The following is a 24,581-nucleotide window of genomic DNA, read 5'->3' as shown; positions in this document are numbered from 1 at the left end:
TCCGGGCAGAAGAACGGCGCTAGGCGTTCAGTCCGAAATGATTGGACGTCTAACGTCTATAAACCCGAAGGAGTGATCCTATGAGCGAATCCGTATCCAAGCGTAATGATGCCCGTTCAAGCGCCGCTTTTGAGGAAGCGAAAAAATACATCCCCGGCGGCGTTAACAGCCCGGTCCGGGCCTTTAAATCGGTTGGTCTGACACCGGTGTATATCGAGCGGGGCGAAGGCTCCCGTGTCTACGACATCGACGGCAATACTTTTATTGACTATGTAGGCTCGTGGGGACCGCTGATTATGGGCCATGCACACCCTGAAGTGGTTCAGGTACTGCAGGAGACGGCAGCTAAAGGTACGAGTTTTGGGGCGCCTACGCTGCTTGAAACGGAGATGGCCAAACTTGTCGTGGAACGTGTGCCTTCGGTCGATATTGTCCGTATGGTTAACTCCGGTACGGAAGCGACCATGAGTGCTATTCGACTGGCGCGCGGTGTAACCAAACGCGACAAAATTTTGAAATTCGAAGGTTCGTATCATGGACATGGAGACAGTCTGCTGATCAAAGCCGGTTCCGGCGTTGCAACATTGGGACTGCCCGACAGTCCGGGAGTACCCGAAGCGGTAGCGACCAACACGATCACGGTGCCCTATAACGATCTGGAGTCGGTACGGCTTGCATTCGAAAAGTTCGGCGAGCAGATCGCCTGCCTGATCGTCGAGCCTGTGGCCGGCAATATGGGTGTCGTGCCTCCGCAGGCCGGATTCCTGGAAGGACTGCGTGAAGTGACGGAACGCCACGGCAGCCTGCTGATCTTTGACGAGGTTATGACCGGCTTCCGCGTCGGTCTGAACTGTGCGCAGGGGCGTTTCGGCGTAACGCCTGATCTAACCTGTTTCGGCAAGGTTATCGGCGGCGGTCTGCCGGTCGGCGCTTACGGCGGCAAACGCGAAATTATGGAGCAGGTCGCACCGAGCGGCCCTGTCTATCAAGCGGGGACGTTGAGCGGGAATCCGCTGGCCATGGCGGCAGGTTATACGACGCTTAAGCTGTTGACGCCTGAAGTATATGATCGGTTGGAAACGGCAGGTGCGCGTCTGCAGGCCGGCTTTGAGAAAAATGCGCAGGAAGCCGGTATTCCGGTAACGATCAATCGGGTCGGTTCGATGGTTTGTCCGTTCTTCACGGAAGGTCCGGTCGTTAATTATGATTCAGCCAAAAACAGCGATCTGGATTTGTTCCGCCGTTATTTTGCAGCAATGCTTGATCGCGGTGTCAGCGTAGCTCCGTCGCAGTTTGAAGGGATGTTCATCTCCGGCGTACACAGCGACGAAGACATTGATGCCACGATCGCAGCGCAGCGCAGCGCGCTGCTGTCTCTCTGATGGCGCGTTCCTGGACGCGCCGGGGCGAATGGATCGAGACGGCGCTGCCTGCGGGAATCGCAGGCGGAGCAAATCCGGACATGTTAAATGAAGTGTCCGGAGAAGCAGCTGTACGCGAAGACCGCCCGGCACTTGAGGGGGCGTCCGCGCGGGACAGCCGCCCGGCGCCCAGCGCCGCCGGGCCCGAAGCTTCGGCCGCCGCTGCGCTCGGCGTGCCGGAAAAACTGGCCCGCCGCCTGCTGCACGCGGGCGAAGTACAGGTCCGGGGCGGCCGCGCACGGCTGCGGCTGCGCCCGGACGAGCCTTACGGCTTCGAGCCCCTCTGGACAGAGGAGGGGCTCGAAGCCCTGTACGAGGACGACTTCTGCTTAGTCGTCCACAAGCCCGCCGGGATGCCTGTGCATCCCGACGGCGGCGCGCAGCGCCTGACGCTGGCGAACGCAGTCGCCTCGCATTACCAACTGCACGGCGAAGCCTGCGCCGTGCATCACGTGCACCGGTTGGACGAGCATACGTCCGGGCCGGTGCTGTACGCCAAAGGCGAGTACGCGCGGCTGGCGCTTGATGAGCAGATGCGTGAGAAGACGATCGGCCGCGTCTATCTCGCGGTTGTGCAGGGCAACGTTCCACGTTCCCTGCGCATAATCGACGAACCAATCGGCCGCGACCGCCATCACAAGAGCCGCCGCCGGGTTTCTCCCGGCGGACAGGAGGCCCGTACGCGTGTTGAGCTTGTAGATACCTTGGGCGGCGGTCGTGCAAGCCTGGTCCGGCTTGTTCTGGAGACCGGACGTACCCATCAGATCCGCGTGCATATGGCACACGCCGGATATCCGCTGATCGGCGACGTTCTCTATGGCGGCAGTTCCGATCTCCTGAACCGGCAGGCGCTGCATGGCGAACGGCTCGAATTTACCCATCCTTTTACCGGAGAACGGATCGAGATTGCGGATCCTATTCCGAGCGATATAGAGACCCTGCTGAATCGTCTGACATGAGATGGCATATTTCGTGAACAATTATTGACGAGCAGGGGTCCGCACGGTATGATAAAGGATATTCATAAACTATTCAAAAAGACGTGGAACGGGAAGAGTAGGCAGCAGACCCTTCAGAGAGCGGAATCCATAGGCTGGAAGATTCCGTAGGACGCAAGCTGGCCGAAGTCGCCCGGGAGTCGTTTTCCTGAACCTTTTTCGGTATCCGATCTCAAATCGGCTGCGCGAGAGCTAGGGAAGACCGGTTTACGGCCGTTATCCGTACGAGTGCCGCAGCAAGCATTGTCTAAGAAACGTCGATTTCCCTACGGAGAGATACCGATAAGGATAGAGAGTTTTACAGAAATGCTGAGAAGGTTGCTGATTTTCCTCCGGAAGTGTCCTGACAAGGATGTCAATTTCCTGCGGAAAACGCCCAGCTGTGGAACAAAGGTGGTACCGCGAAAGCAAGTCCTTTCGTCCTTTGCGACGAAGGGCTTTTTTTATTGCCTTTTTTACAGAAGTGAGCATTTTTAAAAATTAATGAACTGAACCTAAAAAAACGAACAATGGGGGGCTGTCCAATGTCGGATATTCAAAATAACGAAAATCAAACGTCGCTGCCGACGACCTACGATCCGAAGTCCGCAGAGCAAAAGTGGTACACATACTGGATGGAGAACGGATTTTTCAAAGCTGGCCGGGTGCCGGAAGCGAAGCCTTACACCATCGTAATCCCACCGCCGAACGTAACAGGCGTGCTGCATATCGGTCACGCGCTTGACTTCACCCTGCAGGACATTCTGATCCGCACCAAGCGTATGCAGGGATTCGATGCGCTCTGGCTTCCGGGTACCGACCATGCCGGTATCGCTACACAAGCGAAAGTCGAGCAGAAGCTGCGTGAAGAAGGCGTAAGCCGCTATGATCTGGGCCGTGAGAAATTCCTGGAGAAAGCGTGGGAATGGAAACATACTTATGCGGCGAACATTCAATCCCAGTGGGCGAAAATGGGCCTGTCGCTCGATTACTCGCGCGAACGCTTTACGCTGGACGAAGGACTGTCTGAAGCGGTTAAGGAAGTGTTCGTCAAGCTGTACCAGAAAGACTTGATTTATCGCGGCAAACGGATCATCAACTGGGACCCGGCTGCACGCACGGCGCTGTCCGATATCGAAGTTGAATACAAGGAGACGCAGGGTCACCTGTATCATCTGAAGTATCCGCTCAAGGACGGAAGCGGTTCGATCACCGTAGCTACAACACGTCCGGAAACAATGCTGGGCGATACGGCCGTTGCCGTTCATCCAGAAGACGATCGCTACAAAGACATGGTCGGCAAAATGCTCGTACTGCCGATTATCGGCCGCGAAATTCCGGTTGTCGCTGATGAATACGTTGAAAAAGACTTCGGCAGCGGTGCGGTTAAAATTACGCCGGCCCATGATCCGAACGACTTCGAAGTCGGTCTTCGTCACGATTTGCCTCAGATCAATGTTATGGACGAAAGCGGCACAATGAATGGGGAAGCCGGACCGTATGCGGGTCTTGATCGTGCGGACTGCCGCAAAAAGATCGTAGCCGATCTCCAGGAACAGGGTGTTCTGGTCAGCATTGAGGATCATGTGCATCAGGTAGGACACAGCGAGCGGACCGGTGCCGTTGTCGAGCCGTACCTGTCCACGCAGTGGTTCGTTAAGATGCAGCCTCTCGCCGATCGCGCGATTGAGGCGCAGAAGTCGGAAAACGGCGTTCGCTTTGTACCGGACCGTTTCGAAAAAACATACCTGCACTGGATCGAAAATATTCGGGACTGGTGTATTTCCCGTCAGCTGTGGTGGGGACACCGCATTCCGGCTTGGTACTGCGACGAGACAGGTGAAGTATTTGTAGCGAAAACGGAAGAGGAAGCACGCCAATTGGCAGGCCGCGACGATTTGAGACAGGACGAAGACGTCCTCGATACGTGGTTCAGTTCGGCACTGTGGCCGTTCTCCACGCTCGGATGGCCGGAGAAGACCGAAGATCTGGAACGCTATTATGCGACGGACGTGCTCGTAACAGGCTACGATATTATCTATTTCTGGGTAGCCCGCATGATCTTTACGGCGCTTGAATTCACGGATGAAGTTCCGTTCAAAGACGTGCTGATGCACGGTCTCGTTCGCGACAGCGAAGGACGCAAGATGTCCAAGTCGCTCGGCAACGGCGTCGATCCGCTTGAAGTCATCGATCAGTACGGTGCGGACGCTATGCGCTTCATGCTGTCCACGGGGATTACACCGGGGCAGGATCTGCGCTTCCGCTTCGAACGCGTCGAACAGATCCGTAACTTTGCGAACAAGATCTGGAACGCTTCGCGCTTTGCCCTGATGAATCTCGAAGGCTTCACGTACGACGAGATCGATATCACCGGAGACTTGACGACGGCGGACCGCTGGATTCTGCATCGCATGAACGAGACATCACGCGACATCACGCGCTTGATCGATTCGTACGAGTTTGGAGAAACCGGCCGTCTGCTCTACAACTTCATCTGGGATGACCTGTGCGACTGGTATATCGAATTCGCCAAGCTGTCGCTGTACGGCGAAGACGCCGCAGCGAAAAAGAAAACGCAGTCGGTTCTGGCTTACGTGCTTGATCGGACAATGCGGATGATTCATCCGTTCATGCCTTTCATCTCCGAAGAGATCTGGCAGCACCTGCCGCACAAAGGCGAAACGATTACGCTGGCTCAATGGCCGACGTACGACGAATCGTTGGAAAACGCCTCGGCCGCGCGCGAAATGGAACTGCTGATGGAAATCATCCGCTCCGTTCGCAACATCCGTGCCGAAGTCAATGTGCCGATGAGCAAAAAAATCGAGCTTAACGTTAAAGCGACGTCGCCGGAAACGCTGGAGATCCTGACTGCGAACGAAGGATATATCCGCCGTTTCTGCAACACGTCCGAATATGTCAGCGGACTGGATCTGCAGGCTCCTGACAAAGCGATGACGTCGGTGATTACGGGAGCGGAGCTGTATCTGCCGCTGGCCGGCCTGATTGATATCGCCCAGGAAATTGCGCGTCTCGAAAAAGAAGTCAAAACGCTGAACTCGGAAGTAGAACGCGTCGACAAAAAGCTGTCGAATCCGGGATTCACGTCGAAAGCTCCTGCACATGTTATTGAAGAAGAACGTGCCAAGCAGGCGGATTACTCCGACAAACGCGACAAAGTATTGGCCCGTATTGCCGAGTTGAAAGGGTAAGGTGGGTCAGCGATGGACAACAACGATTGCGGCGCTTCGGCGCCTCTAACTTCTTATGCGGAAGCGGTAGAATGGATCAACGGACTTATTCCGTTCGGTATTCGGCCCGGTCTGGAAAGGATCGAAGCTCTGATGGAGCGCTTCGGTCATCCGGACCGCCGGCTTAAATTTGTTCATGTCGCGGGAACGAACGGTAAAGGCTCGACCTGTGCTTTTCTGACCAGCGTACTTATTCATAACGGCTATGACGTGGGGACGTTCACGTCCCCTTATATTACAAAGTTCACAAATCGGTTTCAGTACAACGGCAGAGACATTCCGGAAGAAACGCTGCTTCAGCTGTCGAATCGGCTGCATCCCGTTGTCGAGGAACTTGCGGCAACCGAACTCGGTTCGCCGACCATGTTCGAAGTATCGACTGCGCTGGCGATCCTTTACTATGCCGAAGTCTGTTTTCCGGACGTTGTAATTTGGGAAACGGGGCTCGGTGGACGGATGGACGTGACCAACGTTGTAAATCCCGTATTGTCGATTATTACGAACGTAGGTCACGATCATATGGATATTCTCGGGGATACGCTCGAAAAAATCGCGGCGGAAAAAGCAGGAATTGTTAAACCCGGTGTTCCGGTTGTAACGAGCGTCAGCCAGCCGGAAGCGCTGCAGGTGATCAAAGACGCCGCAAGCCGATGCAAAAGCACTTGCTACACGGCAGGCGAACAGTTTTCTTACGAGAAAACAGAGACCGGGGAAAATGGGCAGAGTCTGCATTTCGTAGGACCGTTTCGAGAATTTGATCTGTCTCTCTCGCTGCGCGGAGAATATCAGCTGGAAAACGCCGCAGGCGCTTTTATGGCACTTGAAGTGCTGCGTCAGTATATGGCTTTTCAGCTTGACGATGAGAAGACCGCTGCCGGTTTCCGCGAAACGTTCTGGGCGGGCCGGATGGAACTGGTCCGCCGGGAGCCTCGTATTCTGATGGACGGTGCGCATAATCCCGAAGGTGCTGCCGCATTGGCTCAGAGCCTGAACAGCGGATGGACGTACGACAGATTGGTGCTGATGATGGGCATGCTTTCTACGAAGAGCCACGAAGATTATTTCAAGGAAATTCTGCCGCTGGTCGACGAATTGATTATTACAGAACCGGATTTTCGCAAAAAAATGGATGCATCGGCGCTTGCTGATATTGCGGAAGGACTGCGGGCAGAGTACGCCAAGGCAGACCTGCGCATTGTCGTGCAGCCCGATTGGAAAACGGCTTTGGGAGAGTTTGAAACTTCGATTGGACCGAGAGATCTTGGGGTTGTCTCGGGTACACTATATTTGATTTCCGACGTGCGTGCGCAGCTGCTGCACCAGGCCGATTCTGAGAAAGGTTGGTGAAACACATTATGAAAAAGACAGAGCACATCCATTTCATCGGCATCGGCGGTTACGGCATGAGCGCAATCGCCCGGGTATTGCTGGAAATGGGGCATAAGATTACGGGGTCCGATGTGGCCGAACAAGGATTGACGAAAAAGTTGGTTGAAGGAGGAGCGCTTATTCACTACGGCCATAAAGCCGAATACGTGCATGGCGCCGATACTGTCGTTTATTCGACGGCGCTGCCTGAAGACAATGCAGAACGTGTGGAAGCACAGCGTCTTGGTATTTCGACGCTGCACCGTTCACAGATGCTGGCACGCCTGCTGAACGAGCGCAAAGGAATTGCCGTTGCCGGTGCGCACGGGAAAACGACGACGTCGTCGATGACCGCATTGGCGATGGAGAAGTGCGGAGCCGATCCGACCTATATTATCGGAGGCGAGATTGTAGGTCTCGGCACAAATGCGAAAGCTGGATCAAGCGAATTTGTCGTAGCGGAAGCCGACGAGAGCGATGGCACTTTCCTGCAGTATCATCCTTATATCAGCATCGTGACTAATATCGAAGCGGATCATTTGGAAAATTACGACGGCAGTTTTGAGAAAATTAAGGAAGCTTATGTGCAGTTCCTGAATCAGACGCGCGAAGACGGATTTGCGATTGTCTGCGCCGACGATGAAAATCTGCGGGAGCTTATGCCTCGCTTGAACAGCAAACTGATCACGTACGGAATGGGCGAAGATGCGGATTACCGGATTTCGGATATGGAGCTGGGCGATCGGCGTGCGGCCTTCACCGTGAGCAGCGAAGGCCGCGAACTGGGACGAGTAGAGCTTTTTGTTCCGGGCAAATATAATGTCTACAACGCAACAGCAGCGCTAATCGCCTGCATCAAAGCGGGCATTCCGTTCGAAGAAGCCGCAATTGGGCTTTCGCAGTTCCATGGAGCCAAGCGCCGCTTCCAGGTACTGGCCGATACGGCCGGCGTGCTGGTTGTAGACGATTATGCGCATCATCCGACGGAAATCGAGGCAACGCTGCGTGCGGCGAAGTCTACAGGCAAGCGGATTGTTGCAGTATTCCAACCGCAGCGCTATACGCGTACCTTCTTCCTGCTTGATGCGTTCAGCCGGGCGTTTGCGGAAGCAGACGAAGTCATTATCGTCGACATTTACTCCCCAGCGGGAGAAGAGCCGATTGAAGGCGTCAACTCGGCAGTGCTGACCGATCTGATCAAGCAGAACAGTAACTCCAATGCCCGTTATCTGGCAACGAAAGAAGAAGTGCTGGAAGATCTGACAGGCCGTATTCAAGATGGCGATCTGGTTATTACGATGGGAGCGGGTGACATTTGGAAAGTGTCGCATGCTTTTGCGGATGATTGGAAAGGTAAAGCGCTATAAGTCTTGGCCTGACGAATTACGACGGGATTAAAGAGCGATAGCCGCTCCGTGACTGCTGAAAGCGGTACGGAGCGGCTTTTTAATGTCGGGTTAAGACAGTAAATCTATTTAAGTTTGTATTGCCGCTGAATAGCACGTATAATAATGTTTGTTCAAAATGCCTAATTGCATTGTCTCGGCAGGATCTGTAATTTCTGCATATACGATCCGTATAATCGAGGAAGTCGGTTGACGACAAACGCGATATCGGAGAGAGACGATACACTCGGGCATAGAATAGTTATCCGGAGCTGCGCTTCGCTTTGGCGAAGGCTTGCCGCAGCTGTGTTCCGGTTGTGGAGCGGACCGTAAGACGGTTCGTCGCGTGGATGTCCAAGCCGTCCCGAAGCACCGGTTGAATGTGCCGCGAATCCGCAGCATCATTTCGATCGGCTAAAAGGAGTAATCTCCATTTTGAACAATCAATCGAATGAAAGAAAAACACGTCAAATCATACTTGCTTCTACCTCTCCGAGAAGACGAGAGCTGCTGGCTTCGCTTGGAGCGGATTTCATTGTGGAGCCAAGCGGCGCCACTGAGGAGATAGAGGGCTGCCGGACGCCCGAGCAAATTGTTGAAGAGCTTGCGCTGCGTAAAGCCGAATGGGTATTGAAGCGTCGCTTCGGCTCCGAGGGCGTTATTGTCGGCAGCGATACAATTGTCGTACTGGAAGGCACAGTACTCGGCAAGCCCACGGACGAACAGGAAGCGGTTCGCATGCTTACAAGACTGCAGGGTAGAGAGCACCTCGTGTATACGGGAGTGGCCTGCATCGATGCGGGGAACGGACGCCAAATGGTACGTCACCGGTTTACGCGTGTGCGGATGAAAGAATTGAGCGAACGGCGAATTGAAGATTATGTGAGAAGCGGAGAGCCGATGGATAAGGCTGGTGCTTATGGGATACAGGGTCTTGGAGCGCTGCTCGTCGAGTCGATCGAAGGCGATTATTTTACGGTAGTCGGTCTTCCGGTAGGTCTGTTGGGCGAAATGCTCGAGAGCTTCGGGATACATTTGATACCGTCCAATCCATAAGGTTCCGTATTTTCGGTTGTCATGCGATACATAATTGGATTTTGCTTATCATACGCATAAGGACCCGTTTGCGGATATCCGCGAAATGAGGGAAATCATGGAGTCTCATTTTACTCATCTGCTGCGCAACCTGCCGAGCGAAGAGCGGCCGAGAGAGCGCATGCTGCAGTACGGAGCGGGAGCGCTCAGTCATTCTGAACTGCTCGCCATTTTGCTGAGAACGGGAGTTCAAGGCGAATCGGCCGTTCAAGTGGCGCAGCGCGTCCTGAACGAATCCGGCAGTCTTAAGGGCTTGGCCGATCTTGGCATCGAAGAGCTGACGAAGATCAAGGGAATCGGACCTGCCAAAGCCGTGCAGTTAAAGGCCGGTATTGAGCTTGGACTGCGTTTGTCACGCAAGAGCTTCGGAGAGAAAGTGATCGTACGCAGTCCGAGAGATGCGTACGAAGCGGTTCGCGAATCTCTTCGCGATCTGCGCAAAGAGCATTTTATCTGCTTGTTTTTGAATACCAAAAATCATATCATCGGACAGGAGACGCTGTCGGTCGGAAGTTTGAACGCTTCGATTGTACATCCGCGCGAAGTGTTTCGCGCCGCGATCAAGACCAGCAGCGCCTCGATCGTCTGCGCTCATAATCACCCAAGCGGCGATCCAGCTCCAAGCCCCGAAGATATCGCCCTGACCAAAAGACTGGCTGAAGCGGGAAGAATCGTCGGCATCGAAGTGCTCGACCATATTGTGGTAGGAGACGACACGTATGTCAGTCTTAAAGAGCAGGGTCTAATGTAAACACCTCCGTCCATAGTCCATAACCGGACGGGTTTTATTTGCGCATGTACAAATAACAAACACATAAAAAGCGAATTTCGAACGAGAAAGGGAGTTAAGTAGAATGATGGGCAATAAGGATCTGGGAATCGATTTGGGAACGGCAAACACACTGGTATATGTACGAGGTAAAGGAATTGTAGTGAGAGAACCTTCGGTAGTAGCCATTCGTACGGACACAAAAACGATCGAAGCGGTAGGCGAAGACGCAAAAAAAATGATCGGACGTACACCGGGCAACATTCGCGCAATCCGACCGATGAAGGATGGCGTTATTGCCGACTTCGATACAACGGCGACAATGATCAAGTATTTCATCAATCAAGCGCAGAAGAAGCGTTCGTTTTTCCAGCGGCAGCCAAATGTTATGGTCTGCGTACCTTCCGGCATTACTGCGGTTGAACAGCGTGCTGTCGAAGACGCGACGAAGCAGGCGGGCGCACGCGAAGCCTATACGATCGAAGAGCCGTTTGCGGCAGCAATCGGTGCGGATCTTCCGGTTTGGGAGCCGACAGGCAGTATGGTTGTCGATATCGGCGGCGGTACAACCGAAGTTGCAGTCATTTCCCTCGGCGGTATCGTAACGGCTCGTTCGGTACGCGTTGCCGGAGACGAGATGGACGAGGCCATCATCCAGTACGTGAAGCGTCAGTACAACTTGATGATCGGCGAGCGCACATCCGAAATGCTGAAAATGGAGATCGGTTCGGCGATTCAGGTCGAAACGCCGGAAACAATCGAAATCCGCGGACGCGACCTTGTGAGCGGTCTGCCGAAGACCATCTCGATTACGGCGCGCGAAATTACGGAAGCTCTGGCCGATACGGTGAGTGCCATCGTAGAAGCTGTTAAGGTAACGCTTGAGAAATGCCCGCCTGAGCTTGCAGCGGACATTATGGATCGCGGTATTGTTCTGACAGGCGGCGGTGCGCTGCTGCGCAACCTCGACAAGCTGCTCGCAGGCGAGACCGGCATGCCGGTTATCGTAGCGGAGAATCCGCTGGATTGCGTAGCAATCGGTACGGGTCGAGCGCTTGACAACATCCACCTGTTCAAAGCTCGCGGCAATGGTTCGGGTCGCTCGAAGCGCGGTTGATTCGAAGACAAACGACGCTTGTGGACAATTCAGCAATGTTAGAGGGTGTTCAAACTGTTTAGAATATTAGGAAACCGCAAGCTGTTTATCCTGCTGATCGTACTCGTGCTTTTTGTCGCCCTGATGGGCGTCACGCTCGGGGACCGGGTCGGGCTGACCTGGCCTGAGAGGTTTGTAAAGGATACGGTCGGATTCACGCAGCGGATTGTCAATAAGCCGGCATCTGCAGTGTCGGGATTTTTTGAGGATATTGGGGATTTGAAGGCTGTTTATGAAGAAAATGAGAACTACCGAATTCAGATTGCTCAGTATCAACGAGAATTGATTGATTACCAAGAGATGAAATCCACTAACGAAAGATTGAAGGAAGATCTTAAATTTACCGAAAAACAAAAGTTGAACTCGAGCAAGCACTATCGATTCGCTCAAGTTATTTCAGTAAACGAAGATGTCAACAATCCGACTGTAAATATTGACGTTGGTTCACAGGACGGAGTTGAGGTCGGTATGGCGGTTACAAGTATTGAAGGCATGGTCGGAATCATTAGCACCACAACCGATTACACGTCGACCATTCAGCTTATTACTTCGTTGAGTCTGACTTCGCCCGACAGCTACTCAATTTCGGCAACTGCGACCGGAAAAACGGGAACGTTCGGTATCGTGGAAAGCTACGATAAGAAAGAAAATCGTCTGCTGATGACCGGAATTAAGAATGATGATCCGAACAAGCCGAAGATTGAAAAAGGGGACACGATTGTCACTTCCGGCAGCGGCGGTGTGTTCCCGGAAGGCATCGTGCTTGGTATTGTAAGAGATCTGGAACCGAGCAAGTTCGGATTAACAATGACCGCTAAAATCTTCCCAACTGCCAGCTTTGTGGAATGGAAAGAACTCTTCGTCGTCATTCCGGGACCTGAACCTCAAACGGGAGACGGTACGCCATGACTTGGCGCAAACAAATCCTGGTCCTGCTGCTGTTCGTAATGTTTCTGTTCCAAGGAAGTGTTCTGCCGTGGTTCCTGCCGGACTCCTGGATTCCGCATCTTATGCCAAACCTGGTCTTCGTATGCATCCTGTTCGTAGCCGTATATCGTCATCGTTATGCGGCCATGATTCTTGGTGTCGTATTCGGTATGCTGCATGACATCGTCTATTACGGCGCTATGTTGGGACCGTATGCTTTCACTATGGGCTTTACCGCCTATCTGCTGGGGCTGATCTTCCAGCTGCCGAAAGCTCCGCTGCCCGTCATGCTTACAGTCGTCATGATCGGCAGTTTTATGCTGGACAGCATGCTGTTCGGAATCTATACCGTATTCAAGTTCAATGAACAAACCTACGATTGGGCACTTATCCAGTACATTATTCCCGATCTGCTGTTCCGGTTGGTATTTGCGCTGATCGTCTACGTTCCGATCCGTCGACAGTTCGATAAAATGCCTATTCGTCCCAAAAAAGACGCAAAGGAATAAGCATTCCGGTAACTTTTATGCGATCTGTGCAGGAGAAAGGGCCATTTGTCTCGAAAGATTCAGACGAAGGGGGAGCGGGAGGAGATGTCCATCAAGCGTAATCTCATTACAATCAAGGGAGTCAAGGACGGCCTCGTGTTCCGGTTGGACGAACAATGCGATTTCGATGAACTGCTGGCCGAGATACGGGAAATGCTGGAAAATAGTCATCAGGCTATCTTGAGCGGACCGCTTGTTTCGATTGACGTGCGTTATGGCAGCCGAGAGCTTCAGGATGAGCAGAAGCTGCAAATTTTAGACGCGCTGCGGAGCAAACGTAATCTGCTTGTACGTTCGATTGAAGGTTCCAAATCTGCGGAACTGCGGGAAAATGCGGTGCTGCGCACGCCCGTTACAACGATGAGCGGTATGGTCCGTTCCGGGCAGGTGCTCCACCACGACGGAAATCTGCTGTTTCTGGGAGACGTTAACCCGGGAGGTTCCATCGTGTGCACTGGAGATATCTATATTCTCGGAGCGCTGCGCGGAATGGCTCATGCCGGTTCGGAAGGCAGTGAGCGTGCGATTGTCGGAGCTTCATATTTGGAGCCGACGCAGCTGCGGATTGCGGAAGTGATCAGCCGTCCGCCCGACAGCAGCGAGGAAAGAAGCTCGCATCCGCAGGAGACGCAGATGGAATTTGCCTATTTAAAAGATGGGCAGATGCAAATCGACAAGATGGCGAATATTGCCCGGCTTCGCCGGGATCTGAATGTGTTCAAAGGAGTGTAGAGAATGGGAGAGGCTATAGTCGTCACTTCGGGAAAAGGCGGCGTCGGAAAAACGACGACCACGGCCAATATCGGAACGGCGCTGGCACTGCTCGGCAAAAAGGTATGCCTGGTCGATACGGATATCGGCCTGCGCAATCTGGACGTCGTGATGGGACTGGAGAACCGTATTATTTACGATATTTGCGACGTGGCCGATGGACGCTGCCGTTTGCATCAAGCGCTGGTCAAGGACAAACGTTTTGAAGAGCTGTACATGCTCCCGGCTGCGCAGACCAAAGACAAAAATGCCGTGTCGCCGGATCAGATCCGCGATATCATTCTCGAATTGAAAAGCGAATTTCAGTATGTGCTGATCGATTGTCCTGCCGGCATCGAACAGGGCTTCAAGAACGCGATCGCCGGAGCGGATCAAGCAATCGTCGTAACGACACCGGAAAACGCAGCTGTGCGAGATGCCGACCGCGTAATCGGACTGCTTGAAAGTTCGGAGCATGTTGCCTCGCCGAAGCTTATCGTCAACCGCATTCGGCCGAATATGGTTCGAGCCGGCGAGATGCTTGATGTGGATGAAGTGCTGCAGGTACTGAATATTGATTTGCTTGGAATTGTTCCGGACGACGAGATGGTGATCAAGGCCGCCAATACCGGTGAGCCGACCGTTATGAATCCGGACTCCAAAGCATCGATTGCCTACCGCAATATTGCACGCCGCATTCAGGGAGACACGGTCCCTCTTATGCAGCTTGACGAGAAAAAAGGACGATTCAGCCTATTCCGAAGACTTTTCGGCGTCGGAAAATGATCAAACAGCTTTAACGCTGCAGACTCTTCGCTTTTCGGCGAGGAGTCTTTTTGTTGTCAATTTCCATAGAATGAAACTTTTAAATGTTAGACTGCGTCTACTGAAGTAAATATGGCCCGTGTATGCCTTGGCATGCCGGATACGACAAAATACAGGATAGGAGGTGACGAATGAAACAGCTGGTTGTGCACAATGAAGGGGAATGGACTCAAACGGCACTGTTGGAAAATGGAAAGCTGATCGAGTTTGCGGCGGAGCGCGTCCGTGACCATGGAGTAGCCGGAAGCTTTTACAAAGGAAGAATCGTCAATGTACTGCCGGGGATGCAGGCCGCCTTTGTGGATATTGGATTAAAGAAAAACGCCTTTTTGTATATCGATGATATGCTGCCTGCTAATTTGGAAAAGCAGCCCAAAGTCAAGCCTTCGATAGAGCAGCTTGCCCGTAAAGGACAGCAGATCCTTGTGCAGATTACCAAAGAACCCTTTGGCGGAAAGGGAGCGCGGGTAACGACGCATTATTCGCTGCCAGGTCGCTATATCGTTTATATGCCTCAAGCGGATTACGTCGGCGTTTCCAAAAAAGTCGAACCAGAGACAGAGCGTGCCCGCCTGAAGTCTCTCGGCGAGCATCTTCGGCGTCCTGGCGAAGGAATGATTCTTCGTACGGTAGCCGGTGGGAAAGAGGATGAAAGATTAAGCGAGGATTTGGCGGCTTTACGTCGGCAGTGGGAAGAGATCACGGAGGCAGCCAAAAATTCGGAAGCTCCTAAGGAGTTATATCGGGACCTTGATCTTGCGCAGCGTATGGTCCGCGACATATTCGATCCGGCTGTCGATGAACTGATTGTAGATAGTCTTGTCCAGCAGCAGAAGATCGGTGCTTATCTGGAAAGTATAATGCCGAACGTTCAACTGCGCCTGCATCTTCATACCGATTCTACACCGTTATTTGAAGCTTATCCGGTCGAGATTCAACTGCATCGGGACTTTGGTCGGAAAATTTGGCTGCCGGGCGGCGGATATCTCGTTTGGGATCAGACTGAGGCGCTCACTGTCGTGGACGTCAATACTGGGAGGTTTACGGGGGCGGACGACAGCTTGGAGACGACCGTAACGGAGACCAACCTCGAAGCAGCGGAAGAAATCGCCCGGCTTTTAAGGTTGAGAGACGTTGGAGGAATCATAATTGTCGACTTTATCGACATGAAGGAAGAACATAATCGAACGCGCGTATTGAACCGTCTTGAGGAACAGCTGTTGAAAGGCCGTACACAATCGCATATTGTCGGATGGACAAAGCTGGGACTGCTCGAAATGACCCGAAAAAAAGTGCGTGAAAGCGGTGCTGGCCTCTTTTACGAAGCTTGTTCGACGTGTGGAGGAACGGGTCGGATTATGATTCGGTAAACCGTTGACTTTTATAATTGTGTATGCTAAAATCATCAAGTATGTGTGCCGGTGTACTCACCTTGCACATGCTGTAACCGCACAGGCCGGGTCGAAGCGATCCCTGTTTTACAGGCGGTCCACCCGAACCAGGCGAGTCTGAGACATGAGGAGGTGCAAGAAGATGTACGCAATTATCGAAACAGGCGGTAAGCAGTACAAAGTCCAAGAGGGCGACGTATTGTTCATCGAGAAGCTGGAAGCCGGAGACGGCGAAAGCGTGACGTTTGACCGTGTCCTGGCCGTATCCAAAGAGGACGGACTGGCAATCGGCGCACCGATGGTATCGGGAGCAACCGTAACGGCAAAAGTTGAGAAACACGGTAAAGGCCAAAAGGTTGTTGTATACAAATACAAACCTAAAAAGAACTACCACAAGAAACAAGGCCATCGCCAACCGTATACTAAGGTAACGATCGAAAAAATCCAAGCGTAAAAATGAGGGAGATAACTTGGTTATCGTCCAAATTGTAAGATCGCCTGACGGGAAAATCACCGGTTTTTCGGTCAAGGGTCATGCGGGTTACGCCGATCGCGGCGAGGATATCGTCTGTTCCGCCATATCGGCCATTACGGTCGGTACGGTGAACTCGGTCGAAGTTCTCACCGGAGCGGTGATGAAGACCCGAATGAAGAACGGTTTTCTCAGTGGAAGCCTTCCACCGATGAAATCGGACGAACTCAAAGCCAAAGCCGAACTGATTCTTGAGTCGATGGTGGTCATGCTGGAAACAATCGTGACTTCTTACCATGAATATATTCGGATTGATCAGGTTACACAATAATTAAAGAAGGAGGTAGACCACCATGTTGAAATTGGATCTCCAGTTATTCGCTTCCAAAAAAGGTGTAGGTTCGACGAAAAACGGACGTGACAGTCACTCGAAGCGCCTTGGCGCTAAGCGTGCAGACGGTCAAGCCGTACGCGGCGGCGGTATCATTTTCCGTCAGCGCGGAACGAAAATTCACCCGGGAACGAACGTAGGTATCGGCAAAGACGACACTTTGTTTGCCCTCATCGATGGCGTTGTAAAGTTTGAACGTCTCGGCCGTGACCGCAAAAAAGTCAGCGTCTACCCGGTGCAAGTTGCTGACGTAGCAGCTTCCGTAGAGGCCTAAGACCTAACGGGTAATCAAGAAGCCTTCGGTATTCGTACCGAAGGTCTTTTTTTGTTGAGAGGCCATTTAAGCTCTAGCGTTGTAAACAGTCTGCTTAAGAGCTTCGCTGCTTGGAATTTTGCCGGATTCTGGGTATACTCAAATTTAGTAGATCCTTGCAGAACTCTGTAAAAGACGTATGTTGACTATGATCAGAAACGGAGAGGGCCGATGAGAAAGTGGAGGGAGTTATCCTTATTAATGCCGCTGTCTGTCGCCGTTCCTTTGATTCTGGCCTGGATTTTTCCGAGAGCGGTTATGTTCGTTCTGCTCGCGGTCTGGCTTGCCGGTGTATTTCTGCTCATGTCTGGGCAGGAAAGACGGCGCAGAAAGCGGGAACTTGAGGAATTGAGACAATCGCTGCAGCAGTTTTTTCTTGATGTTCTCAGTCACCAGCGGCATGATTGGATGAACGAACTCCAAGTGATTTTCGGTTACGCCAGAATGGGTAAGACGGAGCGCGTTGGAGAAATTGTCGAGCGCGTGAGCGAAGACATGCATAGAGAAAGTCGCATTGCCAAGCTTGGACTGCCGGAACTCGTATTCTACCTGATGACTATTAAAGGGGAGAATAGGGAGATTGCGCTTCGTGTCGAGGTAGATGAAGACCTTCATTATGCAGGAAGTTTGACTTTAGAAGAAGAAGCGGCTCTTGTTCGGGCTCTAAGAGCAGGAATGGCGGCTTATCGCTATTCGGGAATGGCAGAGCGATCCATGGAGCCGGCGCTCCGAATCGTATTTGGCGAACAAGGCGGAGAAGCCACTTTGTTTATCGAAACAGATACGGATACAGATGATGATTCGGAAGCAGCCCCTATGCTCCATCATGCGGTCAAAGAAGCGCTTAAGCCCTGCACACTGCCGATGGAACTTATCGATGGGGGTACGCTGATTCGTTGGAAGCTTCCTGTTTAAACTTAAAGTGCGTATGCCCAAACTGATCGTCTCTGTTTCAATCGCGGCAGCTTCGATACGTGGCGAGGCTTTCGTGAAGCGGAAGGAAGAAATACCGTTTTCGAGTCTGAGCTGATTTGCAGTTTGAGTATACGATTTAGAAGAGGTGAGTTCATGTTTGTAGATAAAGCGAAGATTTATGTAAAAGGCGGCGACGGAGGCGACGGTATCGTTTCGTTCCGGCGTGAAAAGTACGTGCCGAACGGCGGTCCTGCCGGCGGCGACGGAGGCAAAGGCGGCGACGTCATCTTCCGTGTGGACGAAGGTCTGCGTACACTGATGGACTTCCGTTATCAGCGCCACTTCAAGGCACAGCGCGGAGAAAAAGGGCGCAATAAGAGTCAGCACGGTGCGAATGCCGAAAGTATGGTTGTAAGAATTCCGCCAGGTACACTTATTATTGACGACGATACACAGGAAGTGCTGGCAGATATGACGCGAAACGGCCAACAGCTCGTTATTGCCCGCGGCGGACGCGGCGGACGCGGCAATATTCGTTTTGCGACACCGAACAATCCGGCTCCCGAGCTGGCGGAAAACGGTGAAGAAGGTCAAGAACGTTATATTGTGCTTGAGCTTAAAGTCATGGCGGATGTAGGCCTTGTCGGTTTCCCGAGCGTAGGCAAATCGACGCTGCTGTCGGTTGTATCCGGTGCGACACCGAAGATCGGCGCGTATCATTTCACGACCATTACTCCGAACCTTGGTGTAGTTGGCGTAGGGGAAGGCCGCAGTTTCGTAATGGCCGATCTGCCGGGTCTGATCGAAGGCGCGCATGAAGGTATTGGTCTGGGACATGAGTTCCTTCGCCATGTCGAGCGGACGCGGGTTATTATCCATGTGGTGGATATGTCCGGTTCCGAAGGACGTGATCCTTTTGAGGATTGGGTGAAGATCAATGAAGAGATCAAGCTGTACAATGCAGAGCTTGAAAATCGTCCACAGATTGTAGCCGCCAACAAAATGGATATGCCGGATTCCGAAGAGAATCTGCGTATTTTCAAAGAGAAGGTAGCGGAGGTTAATCCAGAACTCGAAATCATGCCGATCTCTTCTCTGACTCGTCAGGGTGTACAAGAGTTGATGTACCGAGCTGCCGATGTTCTGGATTCCATTCCGGAAGCTCCGGCAATCGAAGAAACGGCAGACCAATCCGAGCGTAAAGTTTATCGCGCCGAAGAGGTTGAGGACGAAGGATTCACGATTCGCCGTGAGAATGAGATGTTCGTCGTGGAAAGTGCGAAGATCGAGCGTCTGATGAAACGGATGCAGCTGAATACTCACGAAGCAATCCTGAAGCTGGCCCGTACCATGCGTCATATGGGCGTGGACGAAGAGCTTCGCAAACGCGGTGCGAAGGACGGTACGATCGTACGGATCGGGGAGTTCGAGTTCGAGTTTGTTGAGGGTAGTAGTTATTATTAAGCGTGCTCGCGGTTTGCGAGTGTCGCTCCGGGTTGTTTTCCTCTCCGGACTCTAATCGATTCCGGGAGTAGAAGGAAAGCCAAAAGTCGCTCCAATCGCAAACCGCTCGCTGAGGTGGGGGAGGGGAATATCCCTCGCCTGCATGTCGGCTCGGGGATTGGGGAGGCTTCTTTTTTTATAAAAAAAGAAGCCTCTAAGGAAGGGATCGCAGGCGCGGCTTTATGAGCCGCTGTGCGATGGATAAGGGATCGCAGGCGCGGCTTTATGAGCCGCTGTGCGATGGATAAGGGATCGCAGGCGCGGCTTTATGAGCCGCTGTGCGATGGATAAGGGATCGCAGGCGCGGCTTTATGAGCCGCTGTGCGATAGATAAGGGATCGCATACGCGGCTTTATCAGCCGCTGTGCGATGGATAAAGGATTGCAGGCGCAGCTAAATGTGCTGCTGTGCGATGGATAGAGGATCGCAGGTGCAGTCTTATGGACTGCTATGCGATAAGGGCGGGTATCGAATCTCTTGAATTCGATACCCGTCTTTTTTATTTTATTGAAAGAAGAACGGTGAAGATTTGACGCTCTATGTAACTTTTTTGCTGTAAAGGGTTGACGCTGAGTTGATTTCTTCGATATAATGTCCGCTATACGAAAACAGCAGTCTTTAAGGAGAGGACTTTTATGAAAGAGCGTTATTATCTGGCTAGAGAAGACATTTTACCCGAAGCGATTTTGAAAACACTGCACGTTAAGGAGCTGCTGGCCGGCGGTCAGGCGAAGACGGTTAACGAAGCGGTAGCAATCGCAGGAATCAGCCGGAGCGCTTTTTATAAGTACAAGGACGGCATTCACCAGGTTAACCAGTTGGATCGGGAGAGATTGGTGACGCTGTCGCTGCTTCTAGAGCATAAGGCAGGCGTTTTATTCAAAGTATTGGGTCTGATTGCGGAAAGCGGCGGGAATGTACTGACCATCAATCAGAGCATCCCGCTGCAGGGAAGTGCGAATGTGGTATTATCGGTAGAAACGTCAAGACTGCAGGATGAACTCAGCCAGCTGACCGCATCACTTGAATCGGTGGCTGGTGTCAGCCGCGTTGTTGTCATTGGACAAGGATAATCGAAGGCAGCACAGTTTTTGAAATCGGAACAGGCAGCAGATGCGGCAAATCATTGCCATAGCAAGGACTGCATAGGGACGGGGAGGAAATTGTACGTGAGTAATAAGCCGGTAAAAGTAGGACTGCTCGGTCTGGGAACAGTAGGAACGGGTGTTGTGCGAATTGTGGAAATGCATCAGGAAGATTTGAGTGGGCAGGTCGGCTCGCCGATCGTAATCGAAAAGATTTCCGTCAAGGATCGTGAGAAGACGCGCAACATTCCGATCGACGCTTCCAAATTGACAGATGACCCTTGGGAAGTCATCCGCGATCCGGAGATCGATGTGATTGTGGAAGTGATGGGCGGCGTAGAACAGACTCGCACTTATATTCTCGAAGCGCTCTCCCAAGGCAAGCATATTGTCACGGCAAACAAAGATTTGATGGCGCTGTACGGCACGGAAATTTTGGCTAAAGCTCAGGAAATGAAATGCGATGTGTTCTACGAAGCAAGTGTAGCCGGCGGTATTCCGATTATCCGAACGTTAATCGAAGGATTTTCCTCAGATCGAATTACCAAAATCATGGGGATCGTCAACGGAACGACTAACTACATGCTCACAAAAATGAGCAAAGAGGGTGTCTCCTACGAAACAGTGCTCAAGGAAGCGCAGCAGCTTGGATACGCCGAGTCGGATCCCACTTCGGATGTCGAAGGTCTGGATTCGGCACGCAAAATGACCATACTGGGGACACTCGGTTTCCGTACAAACGTCGAATTGGCCGATGTACAAGTCAAAGGAATAACGAGCGTTAGTCAGGCCGACATCGCTTATGCCAAAAATCTCGGATACGAGATCAAGCTGCTGGGGATCGCCGACCGCGAGGATGATGCAATCTCAATCAGTGTCCAGCCGACAATGGTCAAAACTTCGCATCCCATCGCTTCCGTAAGCGGCGTATTCAACGCGGTATATGTCTATGGAGAAGCAGTTGGAGAAACGATGTTCTATGGAGCTGGAGCCGGAGAGATGCCGACTGCTACATCTGTCGTTGCAGATTTGGTTTCGGTTATCAAAAACTTGCGCCTCGGTGTTAACGGACTGAAGCAGATCGCGCCTAACAAGCCGAAAAAGCTGAAGAACGACTCTGAAATCATGTTTAAAAACTTCATTTTGCTGCATGTGGACGATAAAGCCGGGGTGTTGGCACGCATTACACAAATTTTCACCGAATACGAAGTCAGTCTTGCTTCGGTGGTCCAGCAGCCGAATGAGCTAAACCCGGATGCGGAGATTGTAATTGTCACACACCAGGCCAGCAAGGAAAGCATTGATAAAGTATTGAAGCGTTTCGGAGAACTTGAAGTGGTTCGCCGGATCGTCAGCGTGTATCGGGTGGAAGGCTAAGTACCGGAAGGAGCAGAAACATCATGGTAAACGAAAATGTCGGATCGGTACGTGTCAGAGTGCCGGCCAGTACGGCTAATCTGGGTCCCGGATTCGATACGCTCGGCATGTCCCTTTCCTTATACCTTTGGCTCGAAATGCGGCAGGCAGAGCAGACGGTGGTGCATTTTGCAGGGGAAGGCTTTCAAGGGATCCCTGCGGATAAAGAAAATCTGATCTATAAAGTGGCGCAGCTTGTGTTCGACGCAGCAGGCGTGCAGGTTCCCGAGCTGGAAATTGGCATGCGTTCGGATATCCCGCTCACGCGTGGCTTGGGAAGTAGTGCTTCAGCGATCATTGCGGGTATGGTAGCGGCCAACGCACTAATTGGATACCCTCTTTCCAATGATCGATTGTTCGATCTTGCGACAGGGCTTGAACGCCATCCCGATAACGTAGGGGCATCGCTGTTCGGTGGTATTATAGCGGCTGCTTGGGATGGAGAACACGCGGATTATGTGCGAATCGAACCTCCGCGCAATCTGAAGGTGCTGGCACTTATCCCCGAATTCGAACTTGCGACGACAGCAGCCCGTGCAGTACTTCCTCAGCAGTTGAGCTTACAGGACGCCGTATATAATATCAGCCGTTCTTCTCTGCTGACTGCGGCTCTTTCTTCCGGACGATTGGATCTGCTGGCTTCTGCTATGCGCGACCGACTTCACCAGCCGTATCGGGCGGCACTCGTACCCGGGATGGAGAAAGTATTGACGGAAGCTTCGCAGCGCGGCGCTCTTGGCGCAGCTCTTAGTGGAGCAGGACCGACCTTGCTGGCTTTAGTGGATCGCGATGGAGGACGGGACGAAGAGCTCGAAGCATTTATGCAGAGTGTGATGAGGGAAAACGGAATTGAAGCACGCACAGTATGGTTGGAACCGGATTTGGAGGGCGCCGTTTGCGAGACCGGAATCCATCCAGACCTTTTTCTGGAATTGATTAAAGGAGAACTTTCATCATGAAACGTATTGCACTGCTTCCCGCTGGATCGGTTTCTCATGAAGCGGTTGAGTATTTGCTCGGTGCAGAACCGGTCGAGCTTATACACTACAAAGTGATCTCCGATGTCTTTATGGCGGTTGTTAAAGGAGAGGCCGATTACGCGGTAATTCCAATTGAAAACACAATCGAGGGCTCGGTGAGTCTGCATATGGATTGGTTGGTCAATGAAGTGGATATTCCAATGCGTGCTGAATGGGTATACCCGTCACTTCAGAACTTGGTTGGCCGACGAGAAGAGTTTGTTGAGGAGAATGGAGAAGTCGACTTTTCCAAAATCGTCAAAGTGCTTTCTCATCCAGTAGCAATTGCGCAGTGCCGAAACTTTATTGCCGAACACCTGCCGCATACCGAACTCGAAAATGCCAGCAGTACGGCCGAAGGCGCCGCTCGAGCAGCTGCTAATCCCGGAAGCGGTTGGGCTGCATTCTCGACAAAACTCGGTGCAGAGCGCTATGGGCTGGATATATTGGCGGAACGAGTAACGGATCATGATAACAACTACACGCGTTTTGTACTGATCGGACATACACCGCTTCAAGTGAAGCAGGCCAGCGAAGGTGAGAAAACGAGTATGCAGGTAATTCTGCCTGAAGACTATGCGGGTGCGCTTCATCAAGTGCTGTCGGCATTTGCATGGAGAAGGCTGAATCTGTCCCGAATCGAATCGCGTCCAACCAAAAAGAAGCTCGGCAATTACTACTTTTATATCGATGTTCTGGAATCGGGGGATGCACTCCTCTTGCAGGCAGCAATTCAAGAAATTGAAGCGCTCGGCTGTCAGGTGCGTCTTTTGGGATCCTATCCTTGTTTTGCTTACGAGAATGCAAGTTCAAAGGTATAGGATGGAACAGAGAATAAAATGAATGACGTTTGTTGTATCTTACTAGGTTACAGAGGATAAAGGAGGCGGATATCCGTCTCCTTTATCTTTTTCAATAAAGAATGTGCGTCAGTAGTTAAACGTACTTAAACGGAAAGCACCAAATGGGATTGGATGGAAAAGCAGAAGAGTAAGAGCGAATATGTTTCCCGACGTAAAAAATATTGGTAAAGGGGTTGAACTTGTTCGAAGGCAATGATATACTAAAAGTCCAGTTGAGCTGAGGCGCTTCTGGGATGTTCGAAAGAGTAGCAAGTTGAAATTGTAATCAGGATGGATGCTTCGTAAGAAGCTGAAAAAAAGATTTAAAAAAAGACTTGTAAAACGAAAGCGAACATGCTAATATATAAGAGTTGCTGCTGCGAGCGAAAGAGTGACCGGCGGAAAGAAGCATTACTGAGTTTGTTCTTTGAAAACTGAACAATGAGTGAGTTAGAAACGAAAAACACTTATCCCAGCCGGGCGTAGTGATTTGGAGTTTCCGCGACAAGTGAAAGTCTTCGGGCCGTAACTTGAAGCGAAGAGAATATAGAGAATGAAAATTCTCGCCACGTTTTAACGAGCACAAGGTGCTTTCTTTAAAAAGCAAAGATCAAGGGATCGCTTGGTTCATTGCTCTAGCCCGAAGGGGTCAGGCAATGAAGTCGCGGTCGCAAAAGTCTTTGCGACTTAATGGAGAGTTTGATCCTGGCTCAGGACGAACGCTGGCGGCATGCCTAATACATGCAAGTCGAGCGGAGT

22 protein-coding genes and 1 rRNA gene are annotated in these 24,581 nt (G+C 52.0%); all 23 read left to right on the top strand.

The features are described from left to right. The first annotated feature begins 80 nt into the window (after nucleotides 1-80). Nucleotides 81-1,382 carry a glutamate-1-semialdehyde 2,1-aminomutase gene (gene hemL / locus F456_RS0111825; RefSeq protein WP_018977245.1) on the top strand — a complete coding sequence of 434 codons (1,302 nt, stop codon included), beginning with the start codon at nucleotides 81-83 and terminating at the stop codon, nucleotides 1,380-1,382. After that, on the top strand, nucleotides 1,382-2,380 hold the full coding sequence (locus F456_RS22455; RefSeq protein WP_018977244.1) for an RluA family pseudouridine synthase: 999 nt from the start codon (nucleotides 1,382-1,384) through the stop codon (nucleotides 2,378-2,380). The genes hemL and F456_RS22455 overlap by 1 nt, the downstream gene beginning before the upstream one ends. A gap of 563 nt (nucleotides 2,381-2,943) precedes the next feature. Further along, nucleotides 2,944-5,613, top strand: a complete 2,670-nt coding sequence (locus F456_RS0111810) for a valine--tRNA ligase (protein ID WP_018977242.1) — start codon at nucleotides 2,944-2,946, stop codon at nucleotides 5,611-5,613. A 12-nt stretch (nucleotides 5,614-5,625) separates the two neighbouring features. Continuing rightward, a complete protein-coding gene (locus F456_RS0111805) occupies nucleotides 5,626-6,999 on the top strand; it encodes a bifunctional folylpolyglutamate synthase/dihydrofolate synthase (protein ID WP_018977241.1) in 1,374 nt (457 codons plus the stop codon). Nucleotides 7,000-7,007: 8 nt separating this feature from the next. Continuing rightward, nucleotides 7,008-8,387 (top strand): UDP-N-acetylmuramate--L-alanine ligase, encoded by a 1,380-nt coding sequence (gene murC / locus F456_RS0111800; protein ID WP_018977240.1) that lies wholly within the window; start codon nucleotides 7,008-7,010, stop codon nucleotides 8,385-8,387. A 453-nt stretch (nucleotides 8,388-8,840) separates the two neighbouring features. Beyond that, nucleotides 8,841-9,461, top strand: a complete 621-nt coding sequence (locus F456_RS0111795) for a Maf family protein (RefSeq protein WP_018977239.1) — start codon at nucleotides 8,841-8,843, stop codon at nucleotides 9,459-9,461. Between the two features lie 97 nt (nucleotides 9,462-9,558). Then, entirely contained in the window at nucleotides 9,559-10,251 is a 693-nt protein-coding gene (radC, locus tag F456_RS0111790; protein ID WP_026293837.1) for a RadC family protein, read from the top strand. Nucleotides 10,252-10,354: 103 nt separating this feature from the next. Beyond that, a complete protein-coding gene (locus F456_RS0111785) occupies nucleotides 10,355-11,386 on the top strand; it encodes a rod shape-determining protein (RefSeq protein WP_018977237.1) in 1,032 nt (343 codons plus the stop codon). A gap of 45 nt (nucleotides 11,387-11,431) precedes the next feature. Next, nucleotides 11,432-12,334 (top strand): rod shape-determining protein MreC, encoded by a 903-nt coding sequence (mreC, locus tag F456_RS0111780; protein ID WP_018977236.1) that lies wholly within the window; start codon nucleotides 11,432-11,434, stop codon nucleotides 12,332-12,334. Beyond that, complete coding sequence (mreD, locus tag F456_RS0111775; protein ID WP_018977235.1) at nucleotides 12,331-12,861, top strand: rod shape-determining protein MreD; 531 nt, start codon at nucleotides 12,331-12,333, stop codon at nucleotides 12,859-12,861. Before mreC ends, mreD begins: the two co-directional genes overlap by 4 nt. Nucleotides 12,862-12,945: 84 nt before the next feature. Then, nucleotides 12,946-13,632 (top strand): septum site-determining protein MinC, encoded by a 687-nt coding sequence (gene minC / locus F456_RS0111770; protein WP_026293836.1) that lies wholly within the window; start codon nucleotides 12,946-12,948, stop codon nucleotides 13,630-13,632. Between the two features lie 3 nt (nucleotides 13,633-13,635). Next, nucleotides 13,636-14,436 carry a septum site-determining protein MinD gene (minD, locus tag F456_RS0111765; RefSeq protein WP_018977233.1) on the top strand — a complete coding sequence of 267 codons (801 nt, stop codon included), beginning with the start codon at nucleotides 13,636-13,638 and terminating at the stop codon, nucleotides 14,434-14,436. Nucleotides 14,437-14,606: 170 nt separating this feature from the next. After that, the gene (locus F456_RS0111760; RefSeq protein ID WP_018977232.1) at nucleotides 14,607-15,845 is read left to right on the top strand and encodes an Rne/Rng family ribonuclease; all 1,239 of its coding nucleotides are present in this window, start codon (nucleotides 14,607-14,609) and stop codon (nucleotides 15,843-15,845) included. Between the two features lie 163 nt (nucleotides 15,846-16,008). Next, entirely contained in the window at nucleotides 16,009-16,320 is a 312-nt protein-coding gene (gene rplU, locus F456_RS0111755; RefSeq protein ID WP_018977231.1) for a 50S ribosomal protein L21, read from the top strand. A 16-nt stretch (nucleotides 16,321-16,336) separates the two neighbouring features. Further along, a complete protein-coding gene (locus tag F456_RS0111750) occupies nucleotides 16,337-16,669 on the top strand; it encodes a ribosomal-processing cysteine protease Prp (protein ID WP_018977230.1) in 333 nt (110 codons plus the stop codon). Between the two features lie 22 nt (nucleotides 16,670-16,691). Beyond that, a complete protein-coding gene (gene rpmA, locus F456_RS0111745; protein WP_018977229.1) occupies nucleotides 16,692-17,003 on the top strand; it encodes a 50S ribosomal protein L27 in 312 nt (103 codons plus the stop codon). Nucleotides 17,004-17,213: 210 nt separating this feature from the next. After that, a complete protein-coding gene (locus tag F456_RS23625) occupies nucleotides 17,214-17,957 on the top strand; it encodes a Spo0B domain-containing protein (RefSeq protein ID WP_083923638.1) in 744 nt (247 codons plus the stop codon). Nucleotides 17,958-18,110: 153 nt separating this feature from the next. Next, nucleotides 18,111-19,421, top strand: coding sequence for a GTPase ObgE (obgE, locus tag F456_RS0111735; protein WP_018977227.1), 1,311 nt, complete (start codon nucleotides 18,111-18,113; stop codon nucleotides 19,419-19,421). Between the two features lie 674 nt (nucleotides 19,422-20,095). After that, a complete protein-coding gene (locus tag F456_RS0111730; protein ID WP_018977226.1) occupies nucleotides 20,096-20,533 on the top strand; it encodes an ACT domain-containing protein in 438 nt (145 codons plus the stop codon). 96 nt (nucleotides 20,534-20,629) lie between these two features. Then, nucleotides 20,630-21,922 carry a homoserine dehydrogenase gene (locus F456_RS0111725; protein WP_018977225.1) on the top strand — a complete coding sequence of 431 codons (1,293 nt, stop codon included), beginning with the start codon at nucleotides 20,630-20,632 and terminating at the stop codon, nucleotides 21,920-21,922. Between the two features lie 23 nt (nucleotides 21,923-21,945). Further along, nucleotides 21,946-22,920 carry a homoserine kinase gene (gene thrB, locus F456_RS0111720; RefSeq protein ID WP_018977224.1) on the top strand — a complete coding sequence of 325 codons (975 nt, stop codon included), beginning with the start codon at nucleotides 21,946-21,948 and terminating at the stop codon, nucleotides 22,918-22,920. Next, on the top strand, nucleotides 22,917-23,801 hold the full coding sequence (gene pheA, locus F456_RS0111715; protein ID WP_018977223.1) for a prephenate dehydratase: 885 nt from the start codon (nucleotides 22,917-22,919) through the stop codon (nucleotides 23,799-23,801). The genes thrB and pheA overlap by 4 nt, the downstream gene beginning before the upstream one ends. 708 nt (nucleotides 23,802-24,509) lie before the next feature. Further along, nucleotides 24,510-24,581, top strand: a 16S ribosomal RNA gene (locus F456_RS0111710); the annotation flags it as partial.

The sequence above is a fragment of the Saccharibacillus kuerlensis DSM 22868 genome, assembly GCF_000378145.1.
Lineage (GTDB): Bacteria > Bacillota > Bacilli > Paenibacillales > Paenibacillaceae > Saccharibacillus > Saccharibacillus kuerlensis.
This window is presented reverse-complemented; position numbering and strand designations above follow the sequence as displayed.

Bases quoted from the DNA above. Each gene is read 5' to 3' on its own strand.
- rplU (WP_018977231.1), top strand. From the start codon at position 16,009: ATGTACGCAATTATCGAAACAGGCGGTAAGCAGTACAAAGTCCAAGAG.
- F456_RS0111730 (WP_018977226.1), top strand. From the start codon at position 20,096: ATGAAAGAGCGTTATTATCTGGCTAGAGAAGACATTTTACCCGAAGCG.
- F456_RS22455 (WP_018977244.1), top strand. From the start codon at position 1,382: ATGGCGCGTTCCTGGACGCGCCGGGGCGAATGGATCGAGACGGCGCTG.
- thrB (WP_018977224.1), top strand. From the start codon at position 21,946: ATGGTAAACGAAAATGTCGGATCGGTACGTGTCAGAGTGCCGGCCAGT.
- pheA (WP_018977223.1), top strand. From the start codon at position 22,917: ATGAAACGTATTGCACTGCTTCCCGCTGGATCGGTTTCTCATGAAGCG.
- mreD (WP_018977235.1), top strand. From the start codon at position 12,331: ATGACTTGGCGCAAACAAATCCTGGTCCTGCTGCTGTTCGTAATGTTT.
- rpmA (WP_018977229.1), top strand. From the start codon at position 16,692: ATGTTGAAATTGGATCTCCAGTTATTCGCTTCCAAAAAAGGTGTAGGT.
- F456_RS0111805 (WP_018977241.1), top strand. From the start codon at position 5,626: ATGGACAACAACGATTGCGGCGCTTCGGCGCCTCTAACTTCTTATGCG.
- minC (WP_026293836.1), top strand. From the start codon at position 12,946: ATGTCCATCAAGCGTAATCTCATTACAATCAAGGGAGTCAAGGACGGC.
- obgE (WP_018977227.1), top strand. From the start codon at position 18,111: ATGTTTGTAGATAAAGCGAAGATTTATGTAAAAGGCGGCGACGGAGGC.
- F456_RS0111785 (WP_018977237.1), top strand. From the start codon at position 10,355: ATGATGGGCAATAAGGATCTGGGAATCGATTTGGGAACGGCAAACACA.
- F456_RS0111810 (WP_018977242.1), top strand. From the start codon at position 2,944: ATGTCGGATATTCAAAATAACGAAAATCAAACGTCGCTGCCGACGACC.
- radC (WP_026293837.1), top strand. From the start codon at position 9,559: ATGGAGTCTCATTTTACTCATCTGCTGCGCAACCTGCCGAGCGAAGAG.
- hemL (WP_018977245.1), top strand. From the start codon at position 81: ATGAGCGAATCCGTATCCAAGCGTAATGATGCCCGTTCAAGCGCCGCT.
- minD (WP_018977233.1), top strand. From the start codon at position 13,636: ATGGGAGAGGCTATAGTCGTCACTTCGGGAAAAGGCGGCGTCGGAAAA.
- murC (WP_018977240.1), top strand. From the start codon at position 7,008: ATGAAAAAGACAGAGCACATCCATTTCATCGGCATCGGCGGTTACGGC.
- F456_RS23625 (WP_083923638.1), top strand. From the start codon at position 17,214: ATGAGAAAGTGGAGGGAGTTATCCTTATTAATGCCGCTGTCTGTCGCC.
- F456_RS0111760 (WP_018977232.1), top strand. From the start codon at position 14,607: ATGAAACAGCTGGTTGTGCACAATGAAGGGGAATGGACTCAAACGGCA.